General features: G+C 69.3%; 17 protein-coding genes and 1 pseudogene. 17 read left to right on the forward strand and 1 reads right to left on the reverse strand.

Going from position 1 to position 20870, the window contains the following annotated elements:
- Window positions 1-88 precede the first annotated feature (88 nt).
- From IG196_RS12250 to IG196_RS12270, 5 genes and pseudogenes are all read left to right on the forward strand, one after another.
- Window positions 89-310, forward strand: a pseudogene (locus tag IG196_RS12250) (cytochrome C); the annotation flags it as partial.
- Between the two features lie 99 nt (window positions 311-409).
- Window positions 410-658, forward strand: coding sequence for a hypothetical protein (locus tag IG196_RS12255; protein WP_101493910.1), 249 nt, complete (start codon window positions 410-412; stop codon window positions 656-658).
- Window positions 659-1148: 490 nt separating this feature from the next.
- Complete coding sequence (locus IG196_RS12260; RefSeq protein WP_192196373.1) at window positions 1149-2441, forward strand: HlyD family efflux transporter periplasmic adaptor subunit; 1293 nt, start codon at window positions 1149-1151, stop codon at window positions 2439-2441.
- A gap of 22 nt (window positions 2442-2463) precedes the next feature.
- The gene (locus tag IG196_RS12265; protein ID WP_192196374.1) at window positions 2464-3789 is read left to right on the forward strand and encodes a hypothetical protein; all 1326 of its coding nucleotides are present in this window, start codon (window positions 2464-2466) and stop codon (window positions 3787-3789) included.
- The gene (locus tag IG196_RS12270; protein WP_192196375.1) at window positions 3777-7178 is read left to right on the forward strand and encodes an efflux transporter outer membrane subunit; all 3402 of its coding nucleotides are present in this window, start codon (window positions 3777-3779) and stop codon (window positions 7176-7178) included. The genes IG196_RS12265 and IG196_RS12270 overlap by 13 nt, the downstream gene beginning before the upstream one ends.
- A 25-nt stretch (window positions 7179-7203) precedes the next feature.
- On the opposite strand, the gene IG196_RS12275 is transcribed toward IG196_RS12270, so the two are convergent.
- Window positions 7204-8139 carry a LysR substrate-binding domain-containing protein gene (locus IG196_RS12275; protein ID WP_192196376.1) on the reverse strand — a complete coding sequence of 312 codons (936 nt, stop codon included), beginning with the start codon at window positions 8137-8139 and terminating at the stop codon, window positions 7204-7206.
- A gap of 111 nt (window positions 8140-8250) precedes the next feature.
- Here IG196_RS12275 and IG196_RS12280 point away from each other — a divergent pair, with 111 nt between their 5' ends.
- The 12 genes from IG196_RS12280 to IG196_RS12335 all read left to right on the forward strand — a co-directional run bounded on the left by IG196_RS12280 (window position 8251) and on the right by IG196_RS12335 (window position 20859).
- Window positions 8251-9339, forward strand: a complete 1089-nt coding sequence (locus tag IG196_RS12280) for a tartrate dehydrogenase (protein WP_192196377.1) — start codon at window positions 8251-8253, stop codon at window positions 9337-9339.
- A 95-nt stretch (window positions 9340-9434) separates the two neighbouring features.
- Window positions 9435-10433: a Bug family tripartite tricarboxylate transporter substrate binding protein gene (locus tag IG196_RS12285; protein WP_192196378.1), complete on the forward strand. Its 999-nt coding sequence runs from the start codon at window positions 9435-9437 to the stop codon at window positions 10431-10433.
- Between the two features lie 132 nt (window positions 10434-10565).
- Window positions 10566-10880 carry an NIPSNAP family protein gene (locus tag IG196_RS12290; protein WP_101493905.1) on the forward strand — a complete coding sequence of 105 codons (315 nt, stop codon included), beginning with the start codon at window positions 10566-10568 and terminating at the stop codon, window positions 10878-10880.
- Between the two features lie 189 nt (window positions 10881-11069).
- Window positions 11070-11891 carry an IclR family transcriptional regulator gene (locus tag IG196_RS12295; protein ID WP_192196379.1) on the forward strand — a complete coding sequence of 274 codons (822 nt, stop codon included), beginning with the start codon at window positions 11070-11072 and terminating at the stop codon, window positions 11889-11891.
- 184 nt (window positions 11892-12075) lie between these two features.
- Window positions 12076-13131, forward strand: coding sequence for a TRAP transporter substrate-binding protein (locus tag IG196_RS12300; protein WP_192196380.1), 1056 nt, complete (start codon window positions 12076-12078; stop codon window positions 13129-13131).
- Window positions 13128-13772, forward strand: coding sequence for a TRAP transporter small permease subunit (locus IG196_RS12305; RefSeq protein WP_192196381.1), 645 nt, complete (start codon window positions 13128-13130; stop codon window positions 13770-13772). Before IG196_RS12300 ends, IG196_RS12305 begins: the two co-directional genes overlap by 4 nt.
- Window positions 13769-15061 (forward strand): TRAP transporter large permease, encoded by a 1293-nt coding sequence (locus IG196_RS12310; protein WP_192196382.1) that lies wholly within the window; start codon window positions 13769-13771, stop codon window positions 15059-15061. The genes IG196_RS12305 and IG196_RS12310 overlap by 4 nt, the downstream gene beginning before the upstream one ends.
- Window positions 15062-15072: 11 nt before the next feature.
- Window positions 15073-16458, forward strand: coding sequence for an amidase (locus IG196_RS12315; RefSeq protein ID WP_192196383.1), 1386 nt, complete (start codon window positions 15073-15075; stop codon window positions 16456-16458).
- Complete coding sequence (locus IG196_RS12320; RefSeq protein ID WP_225617015.1) at window positions 16434-17228, forward strand: 2-keto-4-pentenoate hydratase; 795 nt, start codon at window positions 16434-16436, stop codon at window positions 17226-17228. The genes IG196_RS12315 and IG196_RS12320 overlap by 25 nt, the downstream gene beginning before the upstream one ends.
- A 44-nt stretch (window positions 17229-17272) precedes the next feature.
- Window positions 17273-18043: a fumarylacetoacetate hydrolase family protein gene (locus tag IG196_RS12325; RefSeq protein ID WP_192196384.1), complete on the forward strand. Its 771-nt coding sequence runs from the start codon at window positions 17273-17275 to the stop codon at window positions 18041-18043.
- 44 nt (window positions 18044-18087) lie between these two features.
- Window positions 18088-19314, forward strand: coding sequence for a pyridoxal-phosphate-dependent aminotransferase family protein (locus IG196_RS12330; protein WP_192196385.1), 1227 nt, complete (start codon window positions 18088-18090; stop codon window positions 19312-19314).
- A gap of 219 nt (window positions 19315-19533) precedes the next feature.
- Window positions 19534-20859 (forward strand): MFS transporter, encoded by a 1326-nt coding sequence (locus IG196_RS12335; protein WP_374221148.1) that lies wholly within the window; start codon window positions 19534-19536, stop codon window positions 20857-20859.
- Window positions 20860-20870: the final 11 nt, after the last annotated feature.

A 20870-nucleotide genomic window follows, 5' to 3' on the forward strand; every position in this document is an offset into this window, starting at 1 on the left:
TGTCGAGGGGGAGCGCGCCAACGACAGCATCCACGACAGCGTCCGGCGTGGCCAGCGGGCGCTGTCGCAGTAAGCCTGCAATGCGTGCCACGTCATCCCCGGCGTCACGGGCCCGTCGCCGCACGGGGGACCGTCGCTGGCCAGTATCGCGCGGCGCGACATCATCGTCGGGAAGCTCGCCAACACGCCCGAACACATGGTGCGATGGCCGCGCCACACATACCGTAGATCCGCTTCGCTCATGCCCGAGATGGGCATGAGCGAAGCGGACGCGCGCGACATCGCGGCCTACCTTGCGACGCTGGATTGAACGGCCAGGCCACGCGGCCTTGACGCACGACCCACGACTGGCAGGGTCAATGCCCCGGCATTTGAGTCTCGCCCGGCGGCGAACTATTCTGGAAGTGCCATGACAGCCGCCCTCGCCAACCTGGGTCTGCCTGAAGGCTGGAGTTGCTGGCTCGAACTGCAGCAGACCGCCGAGGGCGCCTACGCGGGCAAGGCAGAACTGCGCGAGGGTCCCGCCCAGCGGTGCGTGCTTGTCATTGCGCAACAGCCCAGCCGTGAAGTCGCGCTCGAGCGACTGAAGTTTCGCGCGGAGTATTTCATCCAGGAGTGGGCCGTGCGGCAACGCCTGGGGACGGCGCCGCCGTGTTGAGCCCACGCTGCTGTTGCGGGCATGGCAAGCGCTGATGCGCGCCCGCCACACGTTCTGGCGGCGGCTGTGACCATTCGCGGCAATATCGTTACGGCCTGTTGATCGCGGCGCACACGCCGCGTTTTTGGCGCCACGCGCCGGCGGACGGCTTCATCGGCTCGCGCGTTCCGCCGCGCCTGCGGTCTCCCGAGACAAACGCGATTCCGCGGCGTTCCGGCGTGCCGACACCTCCCGCCCGTGTCAACCCCCCGACGCAGCAAAACCAATGTAGGACTTCGCCCGGTCCGGGGCCGAAAAGTAGATGTGAAGTTCGCACATATTGTTTCTCCCGGAAGCAGCTCGCGCCGCGCTTTGGGCGTAACTTTATTGCACCGCAGCACGAGAAATCGAAGGCGCGGACCTGCGATCGGGCAGGGGTGCGTCAAGACTTTTTTCTTCATCTGAGGGCATGCCGGACATGGCAGGCCATCGACGTTTTCAAGAGGTGGCTATGCGAGTGCTCAGATCCAATCCTTTTCCATCGAAACCGGGCCGACAGCCCGCCAGGCCGCAAGCGCGTGCCGGGCGCGGCCGGCGCCGGCGCCAGCGAGGCGCCCTCGTTCCCAAGCTGGCGGGCTATGTGCTGCTGGCCTTCGTGCTGTGGCTCATGGTCGCCACGCTGGTCGAGCCGCTGATGTCCTCGCAGGCCACGCGGGCCGTGCTGCAGGCGCCGGTCGGCATCGTCACCTCGCCGATCAACGGTGTGGTGACGCAGATGGCGGTGCGCTCGCGCGACGCGGTGGCCCCCGGCACGCTCGTGGCCACGGTGCGCAACCCGACCGTCAGCCAGGAGATCCTCACCACGCTGACCACGCAGCGCCTCGGCCTGCAGAGCCAGATGGCGCAACTGGGCAACCAGTACAAGACCGACAGCCAGGAGATGCGCTCCATCGGCCAGCAGGCGCAGGTGACGCGGCAGGCCTCGCTGGCGCAGACCTGGGATGCCTGGGAGATCGCGCAACGCCAGCGCGACGTGGCGCACAGCATGGTCGCCGAGCAGGAGAATAAGGTGCGCACCAACGAAGCGCTGCTGAAAGAGGGCGCCATCAGCGAACAGGTGATGAACGCCGCCGAAGCCCAGCTGAGCACCGCGCGCGCCGCCGCGGCGGTGGCCGAGCAGGCCTTCGCGGGGCAGGCGCAGACCGTGGCGAGCGCGGGCCAGGGCGCCTTCGTGGGCACCGGGGGCAACAGCATGTTCCAGACGCTCGCCAGCCGGCGCGAAGCGCTGCGCAACAGCACCGACCGCGCACGCCAGGACGGCACTGCGATCTACAAGCAGCTCAAGGAGATCTCGCAGCTCGAAGAGGAAGAGCGCCGCCGCGTCGACAAGCTCGCCGCCTACGAGGTCAAGGCGACCCAGCCCGGCATGGTGCACACGGTGCTGACGCCCGAGGGCGCGTACGTCACGGCGGGCGCGTCGCTGGTGCGCGTGACCGACTGCAGCCGGATCGGCGTCGTCGCCGTGTTTCCCGCGCGGCTGGCCAAGCGCCTGAGCGTCGGCTCGATGCTCGATGTGAAGGTGGCGGAGAACGTCGCGGTGCCAGCGCGCGTCGAGCAGCTGCTGCCCGTGGCCTCCGATGCGCTGCAGAGCACTTACAGCGTGCCTTTCCCCTTTGCCGAGCAGGGCTCCATCTACGCCGTGGCGCGCATCGAGGCGGCCGAGCCGCCGCAGTCCGCAGACGGCAGCCGTCAGACCTTGTGCGTGCCGGGCAAGGTGGTGTCAGCCAGCTTGGCCAAGGCCTGAGCACACAGCAGCTGAGAACGCCATGCCGATTCCTGTTTCGCTCGTCCGAGGGGCGCGCTGCGCCGCTGCATCGATCGCGCTTGCCGGCGCTGCGGCGGCTGCTGCGCCTTCGTCCGGCCCCACGCAGCAGGCCCTTGCGCGCGACAGCTGCGACGGGCTGCGGCGCGCCGTCACGCAGGACCAGGGCAGCGCGGCCTCGGGGCCGCTGTTCCTGACCAGCTACCGCCCGGCGAATGCGCCCGGCGAGCCGCCGTTCGAGCCTGCGCTGGCGGGCGCCGGCTTCACCTACGACAACGCGCTGGCCGGCATCGCGCTGCTCGCGTGCGGCGACCGTGCCGCCGCCCGGCGCATCGGCGATGCCGTGGTGCGTGCCGTGGCGCACGACCAGACGATGCCCGACGGGCGCGTGCGCAACGCCTACCGCGCGGGGCCGGTCACCGAGGAAAAGCCCGCGCTGCCCGGCCGCTGGGACGCCGGGCGCAAGCAGTGGATCGCCGACGCGTACCAGGTCAGCACCGCCACCGGCAACGTGGCCTGGGCCGCGCTGCTGCTGCTGAACCTGCACCAGGCCGAACCGACGCCCGCCTACCTGGCGACCGCGCGTCGGCTGCTGGCCTGGACCGAGCAGAACACGCGCGCCAAGAACGGCCCCGACGGCTACAACGGCGGGCGCCACGGCTGGGACAACGCGCAGCGCGCGCAGACCTGGAAGTCGACCGAGCACAACCTGGACATCGCGATGGCCGCCGCATGGGCCGCGCGCGCGGCGCGGGCCGAGGGCCAGCCCGACGCGGCAGAGCAACGGCAGGCGCGCACCGCGCTCGATTTCGTGGGCCGCATGTGGAACCCGTCGGAACAGCGCTTCCACATCGGCACCAAGGAGGATGGCGCCACCGTCTCCACCGAAGGCTCCGGCCTCGACGCGCAGCTGTGGCCCTTGCTCGCGGCGCCCGAGGGCTCCTGCGCGTGGGGTCGCAGCCTCGACTGGGTGGAGAAGCACCACCGCTCCGGCGCGGGCTACGGCTTCTCGCGCGAACCCGACGGCATCTGGACCGAAGGCAGCGCGCAGGCCGCCGCGACGCTGGTGGCCCGCAAGGGCGCGGCGCCCGAGGCGCTGTGGCAGCTGCTCGCCTCGCAGCGCGCCAGCAACGGCCTGTACTACGCCACGCCGAGCGCGCGCATCTCCACCGGCCTGGCCATCGGCCCCGACTCGACCGGGGCCGATTTCTTCTACTACCGCTGGCCCCACCTCGGCGCGACCGCCTGGATCGCCCTGGCCGCCACGGGCTTCAACCCTTTCACCGGCAAGACCCTTGCCTCGGGAGCCGTTCCATCATGTCCAGCCTGATCGCCACTCCGGAATTCCAGCTCAACGCACTGGTCGGGGGGCTCGCCTTGCTCCTCATGACCTGGGCCAAAGTCGAGCGCATGTCCCACCGCGTGCTGTTCGGCGCGCTGACGGCGCTGCTGCTGCTGCGCTACGCCGTCTGGCGCATCGTGGCGACGATGCCGCCGTCGGACCTGGGCTTCGAAACCCTGTTCGCCTGGGTGTTCCTGTGCTTCGAGCTGACGGCCATCGTCTACACGCTGATGTCGATCCACATGCTCATGCGGCGCCGCGACAACCGCGCGCAGGCCGACCGGGGCGAGGCCGCATTGCGCGCTCGCGGTGACGATGTGCCGGCCGTCGATGTCTTCATCTGCACCTACAACGAAGAGCTGGCCGTGCTCGAGAAAACCATCATCGCCGCGCAGGCCATCGACTACCCGCGGCTGAACGTCTGGGTGCTCGACGACACGCGGCGCGACTGGCTGCGCGAGTATTGCGAGCGCCGCGGCGTGCACTACGCGCGGCGGCCCGACAACAGCCACGCCAAGGCCGGCAACCTCAACAACGGCCTGCGCCTGTCCGCGGGCGTGACCGATGCGCCGTTCATCCTCGTGCTCGACGCCGACTTCGCGCCGCAGCGCCAGATCGTCTACCGCATGCTCGGCCTGTTCGAGGACAAGCGCGTGGGGCTGGTGCAGACGCCGCAGTTCTATTACAACGCCGACCCCATCCAGCACAACCTGCGCGCCACCGACAGCTGGGTCGACGAGCAGCGCGTGTTCTTCGACGTGCTGCAGCCCGCGAAGGACGCGGTCGATTCCGCTTTCTGCGTGGGCACCTCGTTCATCGTGCGGCGCGACGCGATCACCGAGGCGGGCGGGTTCCCGGTCGGCAGCGTGTGCGAAGACATCCACACCACCTACCTGCTGCTGCGCCGGGGCCGCATCACGCGCTGGCTCGGCGAGCGGCTGTCGAACGGGCTGTCGGCCGAGAGCATCGTCGACTACATCAACCAGCGCAGCCGCTGGTGCCTGGGCACGGTGCAGCTCGCGCTCTTGCCCAACGGGCCCTTGCTCGGCCGGGGCTACAGCCTGTCGGCGCGGCTGCACTTCGTGCACGGGCTGCTGCATTGGCTGGGCAAGCCGTTCATGGTGCTGATCCTGCTGGCGCCGGCGCTGTACTGGTATGCCGGCGTCTCCGCCTTCCATGCGACGCCGCAGGCCTTTGCCGCCTACGGCCTGCCGTCGCTCATGATGTTCTGGGCCTACAGCTACTGGATCAGCCAGCGGCGCTGCCTGCCCGTGTTCAGCGAGGTGAGCCAGCTGGTGGCGGCGATGGCCGTGAGCGGCACGCTGGCCCGCGCGATGCTGAAGCCTTTCGGCCATCCGTTCAAGGTGACGGCCAAGGGGCTCGACCGCTCGCGCACGGTGGTGCACTGGAAGCTGGTGGGCGTCTTCGGCGGCCTGCTCGTGGCGCTGCAGGGCGCGGCCGCGATGGCGGCGCTGAGCGGCGCGGCGCTGACGCCGGGCGACCAGCTCAACCTCGTGTGGACCGGCATCGCGCTGGTGCTGTGCCTGGGCGCGCTCATGGCCTGCGTCGACCTGCCGCGCCCGCAGCAGGAAGAGCGCTTTCCTTGGCGCGCACTGACACGGGTGCGCACGGCGGCGGGCGAGGGCGAGTCGCGCTTCGTCAACATCGCGACCGACGGCGCGCTGCTCGAAGGCCGGGGCCTGCTGAAGCGCCTGCGCGTCGGTCAGCCGCTGGAGGTGCATGTCGAGCCGATCGGCTGGCTGTCGGCCCACCTCGCCGCGCGCGGCAGGGCGGGCGCCGAGTTGAAGTTTGCCGCCACCGAGGCGCAGCGCGAGCACCTCGTGCGCCACGTCTTCAATGTGCCGCCGAGCCACGTGGCGGTGCAGGTGCGGCCCTGGCAGGCAGCGTCGGCCCTGATGGCGAGCGCGGGGATTCGCGCGCCGGGCGCGGGCTTTGCGCGCCTGTCGCTGCGCCTGCTCCTCGCGGTGCTGGCCGTGTGCATCGTGCTGGTGACGACCGGCTGCAACCTCACGCCGCCGCTCAAGGAACCCGACCTCACGGTGCCGACGCAATGGCCGGCCGGCGCCACGGCGCCCAGCGCGCAGCCCGTGGACTGGCGCAGCTTCGTGCAGGACGAGGAGCTGCGCGGCCTGATCGCCACGGCGCTCGACAACAACCGCGACCTGCGCGTCTATGCCGCGAAAGCCCGCGAGGCGCGCGCCACCTATGCCGGCAGCCGCGCCTCGCTGTTCCCGCAGGTGGGGCTGTCGGCGCACGGCCAGCGGGCGCAGACCACGCCGCAGGGCTCGCTCAGCCCGGTCGGCAACCTGCCGTCGGACGGGCGCGTGTCGAACAGCTTCGACATCCAGGCGGGCGTGATGTCGTACGAGCTGGACTTTTTCGGCCGCCAGCAAAGCGCCGCGCAACAAAGCGGCGCGCTCGCCGAGGCCGGCGACAAGGACCACGCCGCCGCGCGCATGAACCTGGTGGGCGAGGTGTCGAACGCCTACCTCACGCTGCGCGCCGACCGCGCCTTGCTCGCCCTGGCCATGGCCAACGAGACCGCGCTGAACGCCAACGCCGACATGATCGGTCGCGCCCGCGCCGTCGGCGGCGCCGCGCAGCTCGACGTGTACCGGGTGCAGTCGCTGCTGCAGAACGCGCGTGTGCGGCAGGAGGAATACCGCATGCGTGTCGCGCAGGATCTGCAGTGGCTCAACGTGCTGGTCGGCCGTCCCGTGCCGCCCGAGACGGGCAGCGCACGGCCCTGGCCGGAGAACTCGACGGCGCAGGTCGCGGCCGGGTTGCCGTCCAGCCTGCTGCAGCGCCGGCCGGACCTGCTCGCGGCCTATGCGCGCGTCGAGGCCGCCAACGCGGGCGTGGGCGCGGCCAAGGCCGCCATGCTGCCGACCATCTCGCTCACGGCGCTGGCCGGCGGTGTCAGCAAGGAGCTGTCGACCTTGCTCGCCAGCAGCAACAGCAGCTGGGCCGGCGTGCTGGGCGTGTCGCTGCCGATCTTCGACTGGGGCCGCCGCTCCGCCAACGTAAGCGCCAACCAGGAGCGGCTGGCCGCCGCGATGGCCGGGTACGAATCCGCGGCGCAGGTGGCTTTTCGCGAAGTGGCTCACGCGCTGATCGCCGGCGACCACCTGCAGCCGCAGCTGGAGGCGCAACAGGCGCGCGTGCAGGTGCTCGAGAAGGTGGCCGGCATCTCGCGCACGCGTTATCGCAGCGGCATGGAAGACTACTTCTCGAGCCAGGATGCGCAGCGCGAGCTGTACACCGGGCAGCAGCAACTCATCGAACTGCAGTTGAAAGCGGCGGTGAACACCGTGAACCTGTACAAGGCGCTCGGCGGGGGCTGGGGCAGCGCGTAGGGCGGGCGAGACCCCGCGCCTGCGCTCAGACCGGCGCGAGTTTTCCTGGTGACTGCTGCGCCAGCGACACCGCCAGAAAATCGACAAAGGCGCGCACCCGCGCCGCAAGCTGGTGGCGCGGCGGATACACCGCGTAGATGTCGGCGTCGGGCGTGTGGTACTGGCGCAGTACCTGCACCAGCCGGCCGCTGCGCAGGTAGCGGGCAATGTCCCACTCCGCGCGCATCAGGATGCCGTGGCCTTCGAGCGTCCAGTTCACGGCAATCTCGCCGTCGTTGGTGGTCAGCGTGCCGCGTGTCTTGACCGCGTGGGTCGTCGCGCTCTTGCCCTGGCCTTTCGACAGGCGCCAGAGCCCGTGCGCCTCTTCGCCCTGGCGGATGCCGATGCAGTTGTGCCGCGTCAGGTCGTCGGGCACCTTGGGCGTGCCGTGTTTCGCCAGGTAGGCGGGTGCGGCGCACAGCAGGCGCCGGTTGGCCACCAGGCGCCGCGCAATCACCCGCGAATCGGGCGGCGCGCCGAAGCGCACGCAGACGTCGAAGGCATCGTCGGTCAGGGGCGGCGGGTTGACCGACAGCTGCAGCTGCACCTCGACCTCGGGGTACTTGTGCGCGAACTTCGAGATCATCGGCGCAACATGGCTGCGCCCGAACCCCAGCGTGGCGTTGACGCGCAAGAGGCCCTTCGGCACGGCCCGCGAAACGCCGAGCAGTTCGCCCATGCTCTCGATGTCGGCCAGGATGCGCCGCGCGTGCTCGAGGTAGAGCTCGCCTTCGGGCGTGAGGCTCATGCGCCGGGTCGAGCGAACGACCAGGTTCACGCGCAGCCGCGCTTCCATCTGCGACAGGTGCTTGCTCACCGCCGACGTGGTGATGCCGAGCTCGCGCCCCGCCGCGCTGAGGCTGCCGGCCGCAGCCAGCGTCGAAAAAAAGCCGAGGTCCGTCGGGTTGATCTCACTGGCCATGCGGGCTCATTGTTGAATTGAAGTTAACGAAGCTTTGACTCTAGGCGCGATGCCGCGGGCTGTCGAGTTCGTAGAGTGGGCACCACTCCATTCACCGACCACAGACCCTTCATGAAGACCTACAAGATCGCAACCATTCCCGGCGACGGCATCGGCAAGGAGGTCGTGCCGGCCGGCCGCGAGGTGCTGCAGGCGCTGGCCGCCACCAGCGACCGCTTCCGCTTCGAGTTCGAAGACTTCGACTGGGGCGGCGACTACTTCCGCGCCCACGGCGTGATGATGCCGGACGACGGCCTCGATGCGCTGCGCGGCAAGGACGCCATTCTTTTCGGCTCCGCGGGCGATCCGCACATTCCCGACCACGTCACGCTGTGGGGCCTGCGCCTGAAGATCTGCCAGGGCTTCGACCAGTACGCCAACGTGCGGCCTACGCGCATCCTGCCGGGCATCGACGGCCCGCTCAAGCGCTGCGCGCCGGGCCAGCTCGACTGGGTGATCGTGCGCGAGAACTCCGAGGGCGAGTACGCCGGTGTGGGCGGCCGCGTGCACCAGGGCCACCCCATCGAGGCCGCCACCGACGTGAGCATGATGACCCGCGCGGGCGTCGAACGCATCATGCGTTTCGCCTTCAACCTGGCCCGCTCGCGGCCGCGCAAGCTGCTCACCGTGGTCACCAAGAGCAACGCGCAACGCCACGCGATGGTGATGTGGGACGAGATCGCGTTGCAGATATCCAAAGAGTTCCCCGACGTGACCTGGGACAAGGAACTGGTCGACGCCTGCACCGCGCGCATGGTCAACCGGCCCGCCTCACTGGACACCATCGTCGCGACCAACCTGCACGCCGACATCCTGAGTGACCTGGCCGCCGCGCTGGCCGGCAGCCTGGGCATTGCGCCCACCGGCAACATCGACCCCGAGCGCCGCTATCCGTCGATGTTCGAGCCCATCCACGGCTCGGCCTTCGACATCATGGGCAAGGGCCTGGCCAACCCGGTCGGCACCTTCTGGTCGGTCGTGATGCTGCTCGAGCACCTCGGCGAAACCGAGGCCGCGGCGCAAGTGATGCAGGCCATCGAGGCCGTCACCGCCGACAAGTCACTGCACACGCGGGACCTGGGTGGCGAGGCCACGACGGCCGAGGTCACGCGGGCCATGACCGCACGGCTCGCCGCTGGCGCGCCGCGCAAGGCGGCTTGAGGGCGCCACCGCATCTTTCGATTCATTTCAACAAACGATCCCCGGATGCGTGGCCTGGCCCGCGCACCGGGCGACGTGCACGGAGACATAAAACAATGACGAAGCTTTCTTCCCCCCTCATGCGCCGCCGCGTGGTCCAGCTGGTTGCCGCCACGGCCGGCGCCTTGCTCGTGCCCTGGGCCTCGGCACAGGACGCCTGGCCGTCGAAGCCGATCAGCATCGTCGTGCCGTTTCCCTCGGGCGGCACGACGGACGTGCTGGCACGCGCACTGGCCGACGCGTTGTCGAAAAGCCTCGGCCAGGCGGTCATCGTCGAGAGCAAGCCGGGGGCGGGCGCCACGCTCGGTGCCGACTACGTCGCCAAGGCAAAGCCCGACGGCTACACCTTGTTGATGGGCGCGGTGCATCACACCATTGCCACCAGCGTCTACAAGAAGCTGCCCTACGACTTCCAGAAGGACCTGGCGCCCATCACCACCGTCGCCATGGTGCCCAACGTGCTGGTGGTCAACGCGGCGCTCACGCCCGCAAAAAACGTCGCCGAACTCGTGGCGTTCGCCAAGGCGTCGACCACCGAACTCGCCTACGGATCGAACGGCAACGGCACGGCCCAGCATCTGATCGGCACCCAGTTCCAGACCAGCACCGGCGCCCGGCTGCTGCACGTGCCCTACAAGGGCAGCGGCCCGCTGACCACCGACCTGCTGGGCGGCCAGGTGGCGATGTCCTTCGACACCATCACGCCGGTGCTGCAGCACATCAAGGGCGGAAAGCTGCGCGCGCTCGCCGTGACCACTGCCAAGCGCTCGTCGGTGCTGCCCGACGTGCCCACGCTCGAAGAAGCCGGCCTGAAGGGTTTCGACATCGGCACCTGGTTCGGTGTGCTGGCGCCGGCCGCCACGCCGAAGGAGGTGGTGAGCAAGCTGAATGCCGAGATGGTGAAGATCATCAAGTCGCCGGACTTCGCGCAACGCATGCACGCGATCGGCGCGGACCCGATCGGCGACACGCCCGGCGAGATGGCGACGCGCATCCGGGCGGAGACCGGCAAGTTCGCCAGGCTGGTCAAGGAGGGCAATGTGACGGTGGATTAGCCGCCAGCCGTGTGGACCTCGGGGCCGCCGCCGCCTGGGCAGCGCGCAGCGGCGGGCGCCACACATGCCGTTTGCCCCGCGCGCGCCCCGGTGCTTCAATGTCGGTCTCTTGCGGTGACGAAGGAGACTTCCATGGCCTACGAAGCGCGATATGTTCTGCGACCCAATTCCGGCGCCGATCTCGGGGCCGTCATCGACGCCGTGAAGGCGGGCGCGGCGCTCTGGAAGAAACATGGCGCGTCGAACCCGCAGTTCTGGAGCGTGGCGGCAGGCGAACTGGGCAACTATGTCCTGACCGTGCAGTTCGAGAACGCGACGGCGTACGCCAAGGTCACGGACCTGTTGTCCGCCGACCCCGAATTCCGCCGCTGGCAGGCCAGCAACCTCGCTTCGGGCGCGTTCACGTGGGTGCGCAGCAACCTCATGCGCGAATTGCCCCTGGCGTAAGGCCAGCCACCGCTGCCACGGCCGCCCCTTGCAGGCGGCGCGCGGCGGCCCATCGTGCCGGGGTTGCATTGAAATGTCGACATCAGTGTAAACACTGTTTTTGACGCGCGCGTTGTCGCAGACCATCGGCGACCGGATGGCGTGCCGGACGGGCAGGCCGGATGGCACGCAATTTGCACAACGCCCGCCATGACTGCCAGCTCGCCGCGCACCCCCACCAAGACCCCCAAAGTCACCCGCATCGACCGCGACAACGACAGCACCGTGCAGTCGCTCACGCGCGCCATGCAGTTGCTCGAACTCCTTGCCGAGGACGACGAAGGCTTCCGGCTGGTCGACATCGCGGCGCACACGGGGCTGTCGTCGTCGACCGCGCACCGGCTGCTCACCACGCTGGAGCAGCGGCGCTTCGTGCAGTTCGATCGCGAGACGAACCTCTGGTACGTGGGTGTGCGCTGCTTCTCGGTGGGCGCGGCCTTCGGGCGGCGCCGCCGCATCGCGCACCTCGCGCTGCCGGTGATGCGCCGGCTGCGCGACAGCACGGGCGAGAGCATCAACCTGGGCATTGCCGACTTGGGCGACATCGTGTTCGTCACGCAGGTCGAGAGCCGCGAACTCATGCGCGCTATCGGCAAGCCGGGCTTCCGTGCGCCGCTGCATGGCACCGCGATGGGGCAGGCGATCCTCGCGGCGATGTCGGAGGACGACGTGTTGCAGTACCTGCGCACCTACGGCCTGCCCAAGCTCACGAACAACACGATCGCGCGCGCCTCGCGGCTGCATGAAACGCTGGGCGAGGTGCGCCGCGCGGGCCATGCGATCGACGACGAGCAGAACGCGGTCGGCCTGCGCTGCATTGCCGCGGCCATCCGCGACGAGCATGGCCAGCCCTTCGGCGCGATCTCGCTGGTCGGCCCGACGCAGCGCATCAAGAGCACCGACTTCCTGCACCTGGGCGCCACCGTGCGCGCCGCCGCCGACGAGATCACCGCCGCCTACGGCGGTCGCTGAAGGCCCCTCGTCTTCGGCGCGTCTTCCACTGGCGCAACGCGCCAAGTGCTTGATTCCAAACCAGTTTTTTTGGCTGTCCCGCGCAGCGGGATAGTCCGCTGCGCTGCGCCGCTGCGGGATTCAATGGCACGTCTTTCATTCGATGTCGTCCCGTTCCCTCCTACCCACCTCTGCTGGAGTTTTCATGCCGTTTTACCTTCGCCTCAAGTCCTTCGCCACAGTTGCCTTGGCCGTGGTGCTCGCGTTGCCCGCGGCCCACGCGCAAGACCGCATCAAGATGAAAGCCATCGGCCAGCCGCTGGCCACCGGCCTGCTCCAGAAGAACAAGGAGCAGCCCTTCTTCGAGAACTTCGCGGCCCGCACCGGGCTGCCGATCGATGTCGACTACAAGCCCATCGACACGCTGGGCATCAAGGACACCGAGCAGCTGCGCGTGATGAAGGCGGGCCTGTTCGACCTCGTCTCGCTGCGCGTGTCGCAGAACTCGCGCGACGAGCCCACGATCCTCGGCCTGGACCTGGTGGGCGCGGCGCCCGACTACGTCACGGGGCGCAAGGTGGCCAAGGCCTACTTCGACACGGCCGATGCGCGCCTGCAGGCGCAGTTCGGCGTGAAGCTGCTGGCCGTGTGGCCCTTCGGCCCGCAGATTCTTTTTTGCAAGAAGCCGATCGCCAAGCTGGCCGACATCAAGGGCCTGAAGGTCCGCGTGTACGACCAGAACCTGGCCAAGTTCATCGAGATGGTGGGCGGCACGCCGGTGCCGGTGTCGTTCGCCGACACGCACCAGTCGCTGTCGCTGGGCGTGGTCGATTGCGCCATCACCGGCCCCAGTTCGGCCAACTCGGCCGGCTGGCCTGAGGTGACGACGCACCAGATGCCGATCGGCTTCCAGATGGCCCTGAACGGCTACGGCATGACCATGAAGTCGTGGAACGCGCTGGCGCCCGAGGCCAAGGTCAAGATGAAGCAGGCCTTCGACACGCTGAGCGACGACATGTGGAAGTACTCCGAAGAGCTCTTCAAGGACGCGCTGAACTGCAACGCCGGCAAGGACCCGTGCACCACCGGCAAGAAGTTCAAGCTGATCGACGTGCCCGTCGCGCCCGCCGACACCGAGCTGCTGCGCGGCGCGGTCAACAAGGTGTCGCTGCCGGTGTGGGCCGAGGTGTGCAACAAGTCGAACCCGACCTGCCTGAAGACCTGGCAGGCGACGGTGGCACCGGTGCTGGGCCTGCAATGAACAGCGCCGCCATGACCCGCGACCGGCAACCCGCCCAGGCCGCCGCCCCGCGCGCCGACTTCAGGGCCCGCATGGAGACCGTGCTGGCCACGGCCTTCGGCGCGATCTTCCTGGGGCTGGCGTTCATCGTCGCCATCGAGACGATCTCGCGCAAGCTGTTCAACGTCTCGCTGCAGGGCGCGGACGAGCTGGGTGGCTACGCGCTGGCGGTCGGCTCGACGCTGGCCTTCAGCCTGTCGCTGCTGGGGCGCAACCACATCCGCGTGGACGTGTTCCACGACAAGTTTCCGCCGCGCGTGCAGGCGCTGCTGAACTGGCTCTCGATCGTCTCGCTCGCGGTGTTCGCGCTGTTCATCGCCTGGGTCGCGTTCAAGGTGATCCAGGACACGACGGCCTACCGCAGCACCGCACAGACGCCGTGGGCCACGCCGCTGATCATTCCGCAAGGCGTGTGGTACGCGGGCCTCGTGATCTTCGCGCTCGTGGCCTGCGCGCTGGCCTGGCGCGCGACGCGGCTGCTGGCCAGCGGCGACATCCGCAAGCTCAACAGCGACTTCCATCCGAAGAGCGCGAAAGAAGAGCTGAAGGAAGAACTCGACGACCTCAAGGCACGGCAGCACGCCGAAGGAGCCGCACCATGAACATTGCCCTGATCGGATTCGCATTCTTCGCGATGCTCGCGTTGATGCTGCTCGGCCTGCCGATCGCGGTGTCGATGGCGGCCATCGGCATCATCGGCGGCATTGCCGCCTACGGCGCGCCCTTCATGGACTCGATCGCGCCGGTCGTGTGGGGCGTGCAGAACGAGAGCCTGCTCACGTCGGTGCCGCTGTTCGTGCTGCTGGGCGAGCTGCTGCTGCGTTCGGGCATCGCCGACCGCATGTACATCGCGCTGTCGGCGTGGCTGGGCCGCCTGCCGGGCGGGCTGCTGCACACCAACATCGGCAGCTGCGCGCTGTTCGCGGCCACCTCGGGCTCGTCGGTGGCCACCGCGGCCACGGTCGGCACGGTGGCGCTGCCGTCGCTGCAGCGGCGCGGCTACCCGATGCGCGCGTCGCTGGGCAGCCTGGCTGCGGGCGGCACGCTGGGCATCCTGATCCCGCCGAGCGTGAACATGATCGTGTACGGCTCGCTCACCAACAACTCGATCGGCAAGCTGTTCGTCGCCGGCATCATTCCGGGCCTGCTGCTCACGCTGAGCTTCATGGTCTGGATCGCCGTCTCGAGCCTGGCCAGCGGCAACGCGATGCGCGAGCCCAAGGTGCCGATGCGCGAGCGGCTGCGCGTGCTGGTGCACCTGGTGCCGCCGGCGGTGGTGTTCGGCATCGTGATGGGGAGCCTGTACTTCGGCATCGCCACGGCGGCCGAGAGCGCGGCGCTGGGCGTGCTCGCGGCGCTGGGCTTCGTCTGGCAGTCGGGCAAGCTCAACTGGGAGCTGCTGCGCAACTGCTTCATCTCGACGGCGCGCGTGAGCGGCATGATCTTGCTGATCGTCGTGGCCGCCTTCATCCTCAACCTGACGGTGAGCCTCACGGGCGTGGCCGAGTCGATGACGAAGTGGGTCGCGAGCCAGGGCCTGTCGGCCACGGGGCTGATCCTGGCGCTCATCGTGTTCTACCTGATCCTGGGCATGTTCATGGACGTGCTGTCGATGCAGGTGGCGACGATCCCGATCACCTATCCGATCGCCATTGCCGTAGGCGTCGACCCGATCTGGTTCGGCATCTTCATCGTGCTGATGTGCGAGCTGGGCCTGATCACGCCACCGGTGGGCATGAACCTGTTCGTGGTGCATGGCATCCGTCCCGACAAGGGCGGCATCCAGGACGCGATCTGGGGTGCGCTGCCGTACGCGCTGATCATGATCGCATTCACGCTGCTGCTGATGGCCGTGCCGCAGCTGGTGACGTGGCTGCCGGCGCACATGTGAGGCACGCCGCAATGCACAGCACCACACCGCTCTGGCAACTCGACGCGGCGCAGCTCGCGGCCGGCTACCGCGAGGCGTCGTTCACCCCGACCGACGCGCTGCATGCCTGCCTGCAGCGCAGCGCCGAGGTCAACCCGCGGCTCAACGCACTCATCGCGCTCGACAGCGAAGGCGCCACGCACGCGGCCGAGCAAAGCACGGCGCGCTGGCGCAACGGCCGGGCGCTGGGCGCGCTCGACGGCGTGCCCGTCACCATCAAGGACAACCTGCAGGTGCGCGGCCTGCCCACGCACTGGGGCAGCCGCGCGCTGGCCGGCGTGGTGGCCGGGCGCGACGAGCTGCCGGTGGCGAAGCTGCGCGAGGCCGGTGCCGTGATCTTCGGCAAGACCAACGTGCCCGAGTTCACGATGCAGGGCTACACCGACAACCCGGTGTTCGGCCCCACCGGCAACCCGTGGGACCCGACGCTCACGCCCGGCGGCTCGTCGGGTGGCGCAGTGGCGCTGGTGGCCGCGGGCGGCTGCCCGATCGCGCTGGGCACCGACGGCGGCGGCTCCATCCGCCGGCCGGCCTCGCACACGAACCTCGTCGGCTTCAAGCCCTCGCGCGGACGCGTGCCGCGCGGCGACGGGCTGCCGCCGATCTTTCTGGGCTTCGAGGTTGCGGGCCCGATCGCGCGCAGCGTGGCCGACGTGGCAGCGGTGATGCAGGTGATCGGCGACCGGCCGGTGGAGGAGGGCGCGGGTCCGCAGCGCGCGCGCATTCTCTTCATTCCCCGCTTCGGCGATCACCCGGTGGATCCGCAGATCGCGGCGCTGACCGAAGCGACGGCGCGGCACATGGCTGCGCTCGGCCACGAGGTCACGACAGCGCAGGACTTCGGCATCGTCGAAGCGATCAACCAGCGCTGGCCGCTGCTGGCGCAGGTCGGGCTGGCCTGGCTGGTCGCGCATCCGCAGGAGCTGTCGAGCCGGCTTTTCGATCCGTTGCTGTTCGGCCCCGCGATGCAGGCGAATGCCGAGAACGGCCGCAAGGCCAGCGCGTCGGAGTTGTTCGAGCTGCTGTACGAGGCTGAGCGCTTGCGCAACACGCTCGCGCAGCTGTTCGATCGCTATGACTTCCTGTTGACGCCCGCGGCGGCCGCGCTGCCCTGGCCCGCCAGCGAGACGCATCCGACGCGCATCGACGGGCGCGAGGTCGGCCCGCGCGGCCATGCGGTGTTCGCCGGCTTCGCGAACGCCGTCGGCCTGCCTGCCATCGCGCTGCCGTGCGGCTTTGCGGGACAGCTGCCGGTCGGCGTGCAGCTCGTGGCGCGCGAAGGGGCGGACGACGCCTTGCTCGCGCTCGCGCGCTCGTTCGAACAGGCTCATCCGTGGCAGCGCTTCCCAGAGCTGTGACGCTGGCCGAGGCCGTCGCGCCGCAGTGCTCGCCGGCCGAAGCCGCGCAGGCGCTGTGCCGCGCGCGGCGCGACGGCCGGCGCGTGATGTCGTCGCTGCTGCCGGTGCACGACCGGCACACGGCCTATGCCATCCAGGATGCGACGCTGGCGGCGCTCGGCACTGTCGGCGGCTGGAAGGTCGGTCCGAGCGCGCCGGGCCGCGAGCCCGTGTGCGCGCCGCTGCCGGCCGAAGGGCTGGTGCCCGGCGGCGCGTCGCTGGTCGGCGGCGCATGGCATCTGCGCGGCGTCGAGGCCGAGCTCGCGTTCCGTCTCGGCGCCGACCTGCCGCCGCGCGCGGCGCCCTACACGCGCGACGACGTCGCCGATGCCATTGCCTCGGTGCTGCCCGTGATCGAGGTGGCGGAGACCCGCCTGATCGACTGGCTCGACGCCAGCCCGTCGGCGCTGCTGGCCGACCTGCTGTGCCACGGCGGCCTGGTGCTCGGCGAGCCCGTGCCTTTCGATCGGTCGTGGCTCGACCTGGCACAGGCCGAAGTCGTGATGCATTTCGACGACCAGGTCGTCGCCCACACGGTCGGGGAGCACACGCACCCCGACGTCGGTGCGCTGCTCGTGTGGCTGGCCAACCAGGGCGCGGCCCGGGGCCAGGGCCTGCGGGCCGGCCAGGTCGTGACGACCGGGTCGTGCACCGGCATGTTGTTCGCCTCGCAGGGCACGGCCGTGCGGGTGGATGTGAAGGGGCTCGCGCCGTTGCACGCGAGCTTCTGAATTTTTCCTGTTTGTTTTTTCCGAGATCACTGGAGGCAACCGCTATGTCCCTTTCAAGAATCGACGCTGTGGCCGAGGCGCTGGTGCGTGCGCGCGGTGCGCACGTCACGTGTCCCGCGGCGTCGATGGCCGACCTGCTCACGCAGGCCGACGATGCCTACGCCGTGCAGCAGCAGGTGGCGCAGGCGCTCGGCTGGTTCGGCGCGGCGCCGCCGCGGTACTGGAAAGCCGGCGGCTCATCGCGCGATGCCGTGCCGACCCACGCACCGCTGCCGCCGCGCGGCGTGTGGCCCAGCCCGGCGACGGCCGGCGACTGGCCGTTCCACATTCGCGGCATCGAGGCCGAGGTCGCGCTGCGGATCGGACGCGATGTCGATGCGGCGTTGGCATCGACGCTCGACGTCGACGGCGCCCGCGCCCTGGTCGATGCGATGACGGTCTCGATCGAGGTCGTCGACTCCCGCTGGCAGGAGGCCATCGACGCGCCCGCGCTGTGCAAGCTGGCCGACCTGCAATCGCACGGCGCGTTGGTGCTCGGCGAGTGGGTGCCGTTCGTGGCACGCGACTGGGCCGCGCAAGCCTGCGAGGTGCGCATCGGCGCGCGCGCGACCGTGATGCGCCGCGGCACGCATTCGCTCGGCGACCCCGCCTGGCTGCTGCCCGCGTGGCTGCGCCATGCCACGCGGAACGGCGAGACCGTCGCGGCCGGCACCGTGGTCACGACCGGCACGTGGGTCGGCATTCTCGAAGCGGGCGAGGGCGACCTCGTCACCGCTGAATTCCCGGGCATCGGCCACGCGTCGGTGCAGCTCTAGAACCTTTCATCCACCCATCCAGAACACAGAACGGAGACAACACCATGATCGCCCTCGACAACCATCCCAGCGGCCGCCACTTCCTGCAGATTCCGGGCCCCAGCCCCGTGCCCGACCGCATCCTGCGGGCCATCAGCCTGCCGACCATCGACCACCGCGGGCCCGAGTTCGCCACGCTGGGCAAGAAGGTCATCAGCGGGCTGCAGCAGGTGTTCCAGACCCGGCATCCGGTCGTCGTCTATCCCGCGTCGGGCACCGGTGCGTGGGAGGCCGCGCTCGTCAACGTGATGAGCCCCGGCGACCACGTGCTGATGTTCGAGACCGGCCACTTCGCGACGCTGTGGCAGAAGATGGCGCGCCGGCTCGGCCTGGAGCCCGAGTTCCTCGCGCTTGAAAGCACCGACGAAACCGGCCTGCCGCGCAGCTGGCGCCACGGCGTGCAGGCCGACCTGATCGAGCAGCGCCTGCGCCAGGACACCACGCACCACATCAAGGCCGTGTGCGTGGTGCACAACGAAACCTCGACCGGCGTCACCTCCGACATCGCTTCGGTGCGCCGCGCGATCGATGCGGCGGGCCATCCGGCGCTGCTGATGGTCGACACCATCTCGGGCCTCGCGAGCGCCGACTACCGGCACGACGAATGGGGCGTGGACGTCACCGTCAGCGGCTCGCAGAAGGGCCTCATGCTGCCGCCGGGCATCAGCTTCAACGCGGTGTCGCCCAAGGCGCTCGAGGTGGCGAAGACCGCGCGCCTGCCCAAGGCCTTCTGGGCCTGGGACGAGATCATCGAGATGAACCAGGGCGGCTACTGGCCCTACACGCCGAGCACGAACCTGCTGTACGGCCTCAGCGAGGCGCTGGACATGGTGCTCGAGCAGGGCCTGCCCGTGATCTTCGCGCGCCACCAGCGCTGGGGCCGCGGCGTGCGCGCCGCCGTGCAGGCCTGGGGCCTGCCGACACAGTGCGCCGACGAGCGCGTGCACTCGCCCGTGCTGACCGGCGTCATCACGCCGGCGGGCGTCGATGCCGACGCGCTGCGCCGCCTCATCCACCAGCGCTTCGACCTGTCGCTGGGCGCGGGCCTGGGCAAGCTCCGGGGCCGCATGTTCCGCATCGGCCATCTGGGCGACTGCAACGACCTGACGCTGATGGCCGCCTTGACCGGCGTCGAGATGGGTTTCAAGCTGGCGGGCGTGCCGGTGGCCGGCAGCGGGGTGCTGGCGGCCATGGCGTACTTTGCGGAAACACCGGCCGCCAACGCCGCGTAATCCCGTCGGGAAAGGGCTGCGGGCTAGGTGCTTTCCATTATCGTTAACAATATTGTCAACATTGTTGTTGACGTTGATTTCGACAAAGCCTAAATTCCGCTCCACAGCCTCGGTGGTGCACTGGCCCGGACCAGCCCGACCCGCGACTGCAAAGTTCGCCAGCGTGCCGGGTCGTTTCCTTGCAAGCTGGCATCCGTGCCACTGCAAGGAGACAAACCGATGCAAAACACCATGACGGACGGCGCCAAGGCGACCGCCGCAGCACCCGATGCCACGCTTCAGCCCACCAAGGTGCGCTGGAAGATCTTCCTGATGATGTTGTTCCTGATCTCGATCAACTACATCGATCGGGCTTCGCTCTCGGTGGCCATGCCGCTGATCGCCAAGGAGTTCGACATCGGCCCGGCCGTGCAGGGCCTGCTGCTCAGCTCGTTCTTCTGGACCTATGCGCTGATGCAGATCCCGGGCGGCATGCTGGCCGACCGCTTCGGCCCGCGCGTTGTCATCGCCGGCGCCACCGTGGGCTGGGGCTTCTTCCAGGCCATCGCCGCCGTCTGCACGGGCTGGATGCCTTTGCTGCTCACGCGGCTGGGCCTGGGCGCGGCCGAAGCGCCGATCTACCCCGCGGGCGGCAAGCTCAACGGCATCTGGATGACGCAGACCGAACGCGGACGCGGCGCCACCTTGCTCGACGGCGGCGCGCCCCTGGGTGCGGCGCTGGGCGCGATCCTGATCTCGGCGCTGATCGCCGTGCTCGGCTCGTGGCGCCTGGCCTTCGTCATCGCCGGTGTCGGCACCGTGATCGCCGGCTACTTCGCCTGGCGCTACATCCGCAACCACCCGCGCCAGCATCCCGACGTGAACGAGGCCGAGGCGCGCTACATCGAGGCCAGCCACGCCGCCGACGCCGCCAAGGAATCGGCCAATGCAAGCGGCCGTGTGCTCGACTTCTTCCGCTACCGCTCGGTGTGGGGCATGTTCTTCGGCTGGATGTGCTTCAACGCGCTGTTCTACGGCCTGCTCACCTGGATGCCCAACTACCTGTCGAAGGTGCACGGCTTCGACATCAAGCAGATGGGCGGCGCGGTGTTCATCATGTTCTTCTCGGGCTTCGTCGGCGAAATGTTCGGCGGCTGGCTGGCCGACAAATGGATGGCCGCCGGCGCCTCGCAGAGCAAGGTGCTGCGCACGCTGTTCGGCATCTCGTCGATCATCGCGACCATCGCCATCTTCATGGTGACGCGGATCACCGACCCGATCGCCGTGGTCGTGCTGCTGTCGGTCACGCTGTTCTTCCTGCGCTGGTGCGGCCTGTTCTGGTGCGTGCCCTCGATCCTCGGCACGCGTGCCCGGGTCGGCTTCCTGGGCGGCACGATGAACCTCGGCGGCAATGTGGCAGGCATCGGCGTGCCGATCGTGGTCGGCCTGATCGTGCAGGCCACGGGCTCGTACTTCATGGCGCTCATGCTGTTCACGGCCGCCGGCGCGGGCCTCTTCGTCTGCTCGACGATGCTGATCGACTACAGCAAGAAGCTGCCGGTCTGATCCCACCCACT

The organism is Variovorax sp. 38R (genome assembly GCF_014843395.1).
Lineage (GTDB): Bacteria > Pseudomonadota > Gammaproteobacteria > Burkholderiales > Burkholderiaceae_C > Variovorax > Variovorax paradoxus_H.

Coding starts and splice junctions, on each gene's coding strand:
- IG196_RS12255 (WP_101493910.1), top strand. CDS start 410: ATGACAGCCGCCCTCGCCAACCTGGGTCTGCCTGAAGGCTGGAGTTGC.
- IG196_RS12260 (WP_192196373.1), top strand. CDS start 1,149: ATGCGAGTGCTCAGATCCAATCCTTTTCCATCGAAACCGGGCCGACAG.
- IG196_RS12265 (WP_192196374.1), top strand. CDS start 2,464: ATGCCGATTCCTGTTTCGCTCGTCCGAGGGGCGCGCTGCGCCGCTGCA.
- IG196_RS12270 (WP_192196375.1), top strand. CDS start 3,777: ATGTCCAGCCTGATCGCCACTCCGGAATTCCAGCTCAACGCACTGGTC.
- IG196_RS12275 (WP_192196376.1), bottom strand. CDS start 8,139: ATGGCCAGTGAGATCAACCCGACGGACCTCGGCTTTTTTTCGACGCTG.
- IG196_RS12280 (WP_192196377.1), top strand. CDS start 8,251: ATGAAGACCTACAAGATCGCAACCATTCCCGGCGACGGCATCGGCAAG.
- IG196_RS12285 (WP_192196378.1), top strand. CDS start 9,435: ATGACGAAGCTTTCTTCCCCCCTCATGCGCCGCCGCGTGGTCCAGCTG.
- IG196_RS12290 (WP_101493905.1), top strand. CDS start 10,566: ATGGCCTACGAAGCGCGATATGTTCTGCGACCCAATTCCGGCGCCGAT.
- IG196_RS12295 (WP_192196379.1), top strand. CDS start 11,070: ATGACTGCCAGCTCGCCGCGCACCCCCACCAAGACCCCCAAAGTCACC.
- IG196_RS12300 (WP_192196380.1), top strand. CDS start 12,076: ATGCCGTTTTACCTTCGCCTCAAGTCCTTCGCCACAGTTGCCTTGGCC.
- IG196_RS12305 (WP_192196381.1), top strand. CDS start 13,128: ATGAACAGCGCCGCCATGACCCGCGACCGGCAACCCGCCCAGGCCGCC.
- IG196_RS12310 (WP_192196382.1), top strand. CDS start 13,769: ATGAACATTGCCCTGATCGGATTCGCATTCTTCGCGATGCTCGCGTTG.
- IG196_RS12315 (WP_192196383.1), top strand. CDS start 15,073: ATGCACAGCACCACACCGCTCTGGCAACTCGACGCGGCGCAGCTCGCG.
- IG196_RS12325 (WP_192196384.1), top strand. CDS start 17,273: ATGTCCCTTTCAAGAATCGACGCTGTGGCCGAGGCGCTGGTGCGTGCG.
- IG196_RS12330 (WP_192196385.1), top strand. CDS start 18,088: ATGATCGCCCTCGACAACCATCCCAGCGGCCGCCACTTCCTGCAGATT.
- IG196_RS12335 (WP_374221148.1), top strand. CDS start 19,534: ATGCAAAACACCATGACGGACGGCGCCAAGGCGACCGCCGCAGCACCC.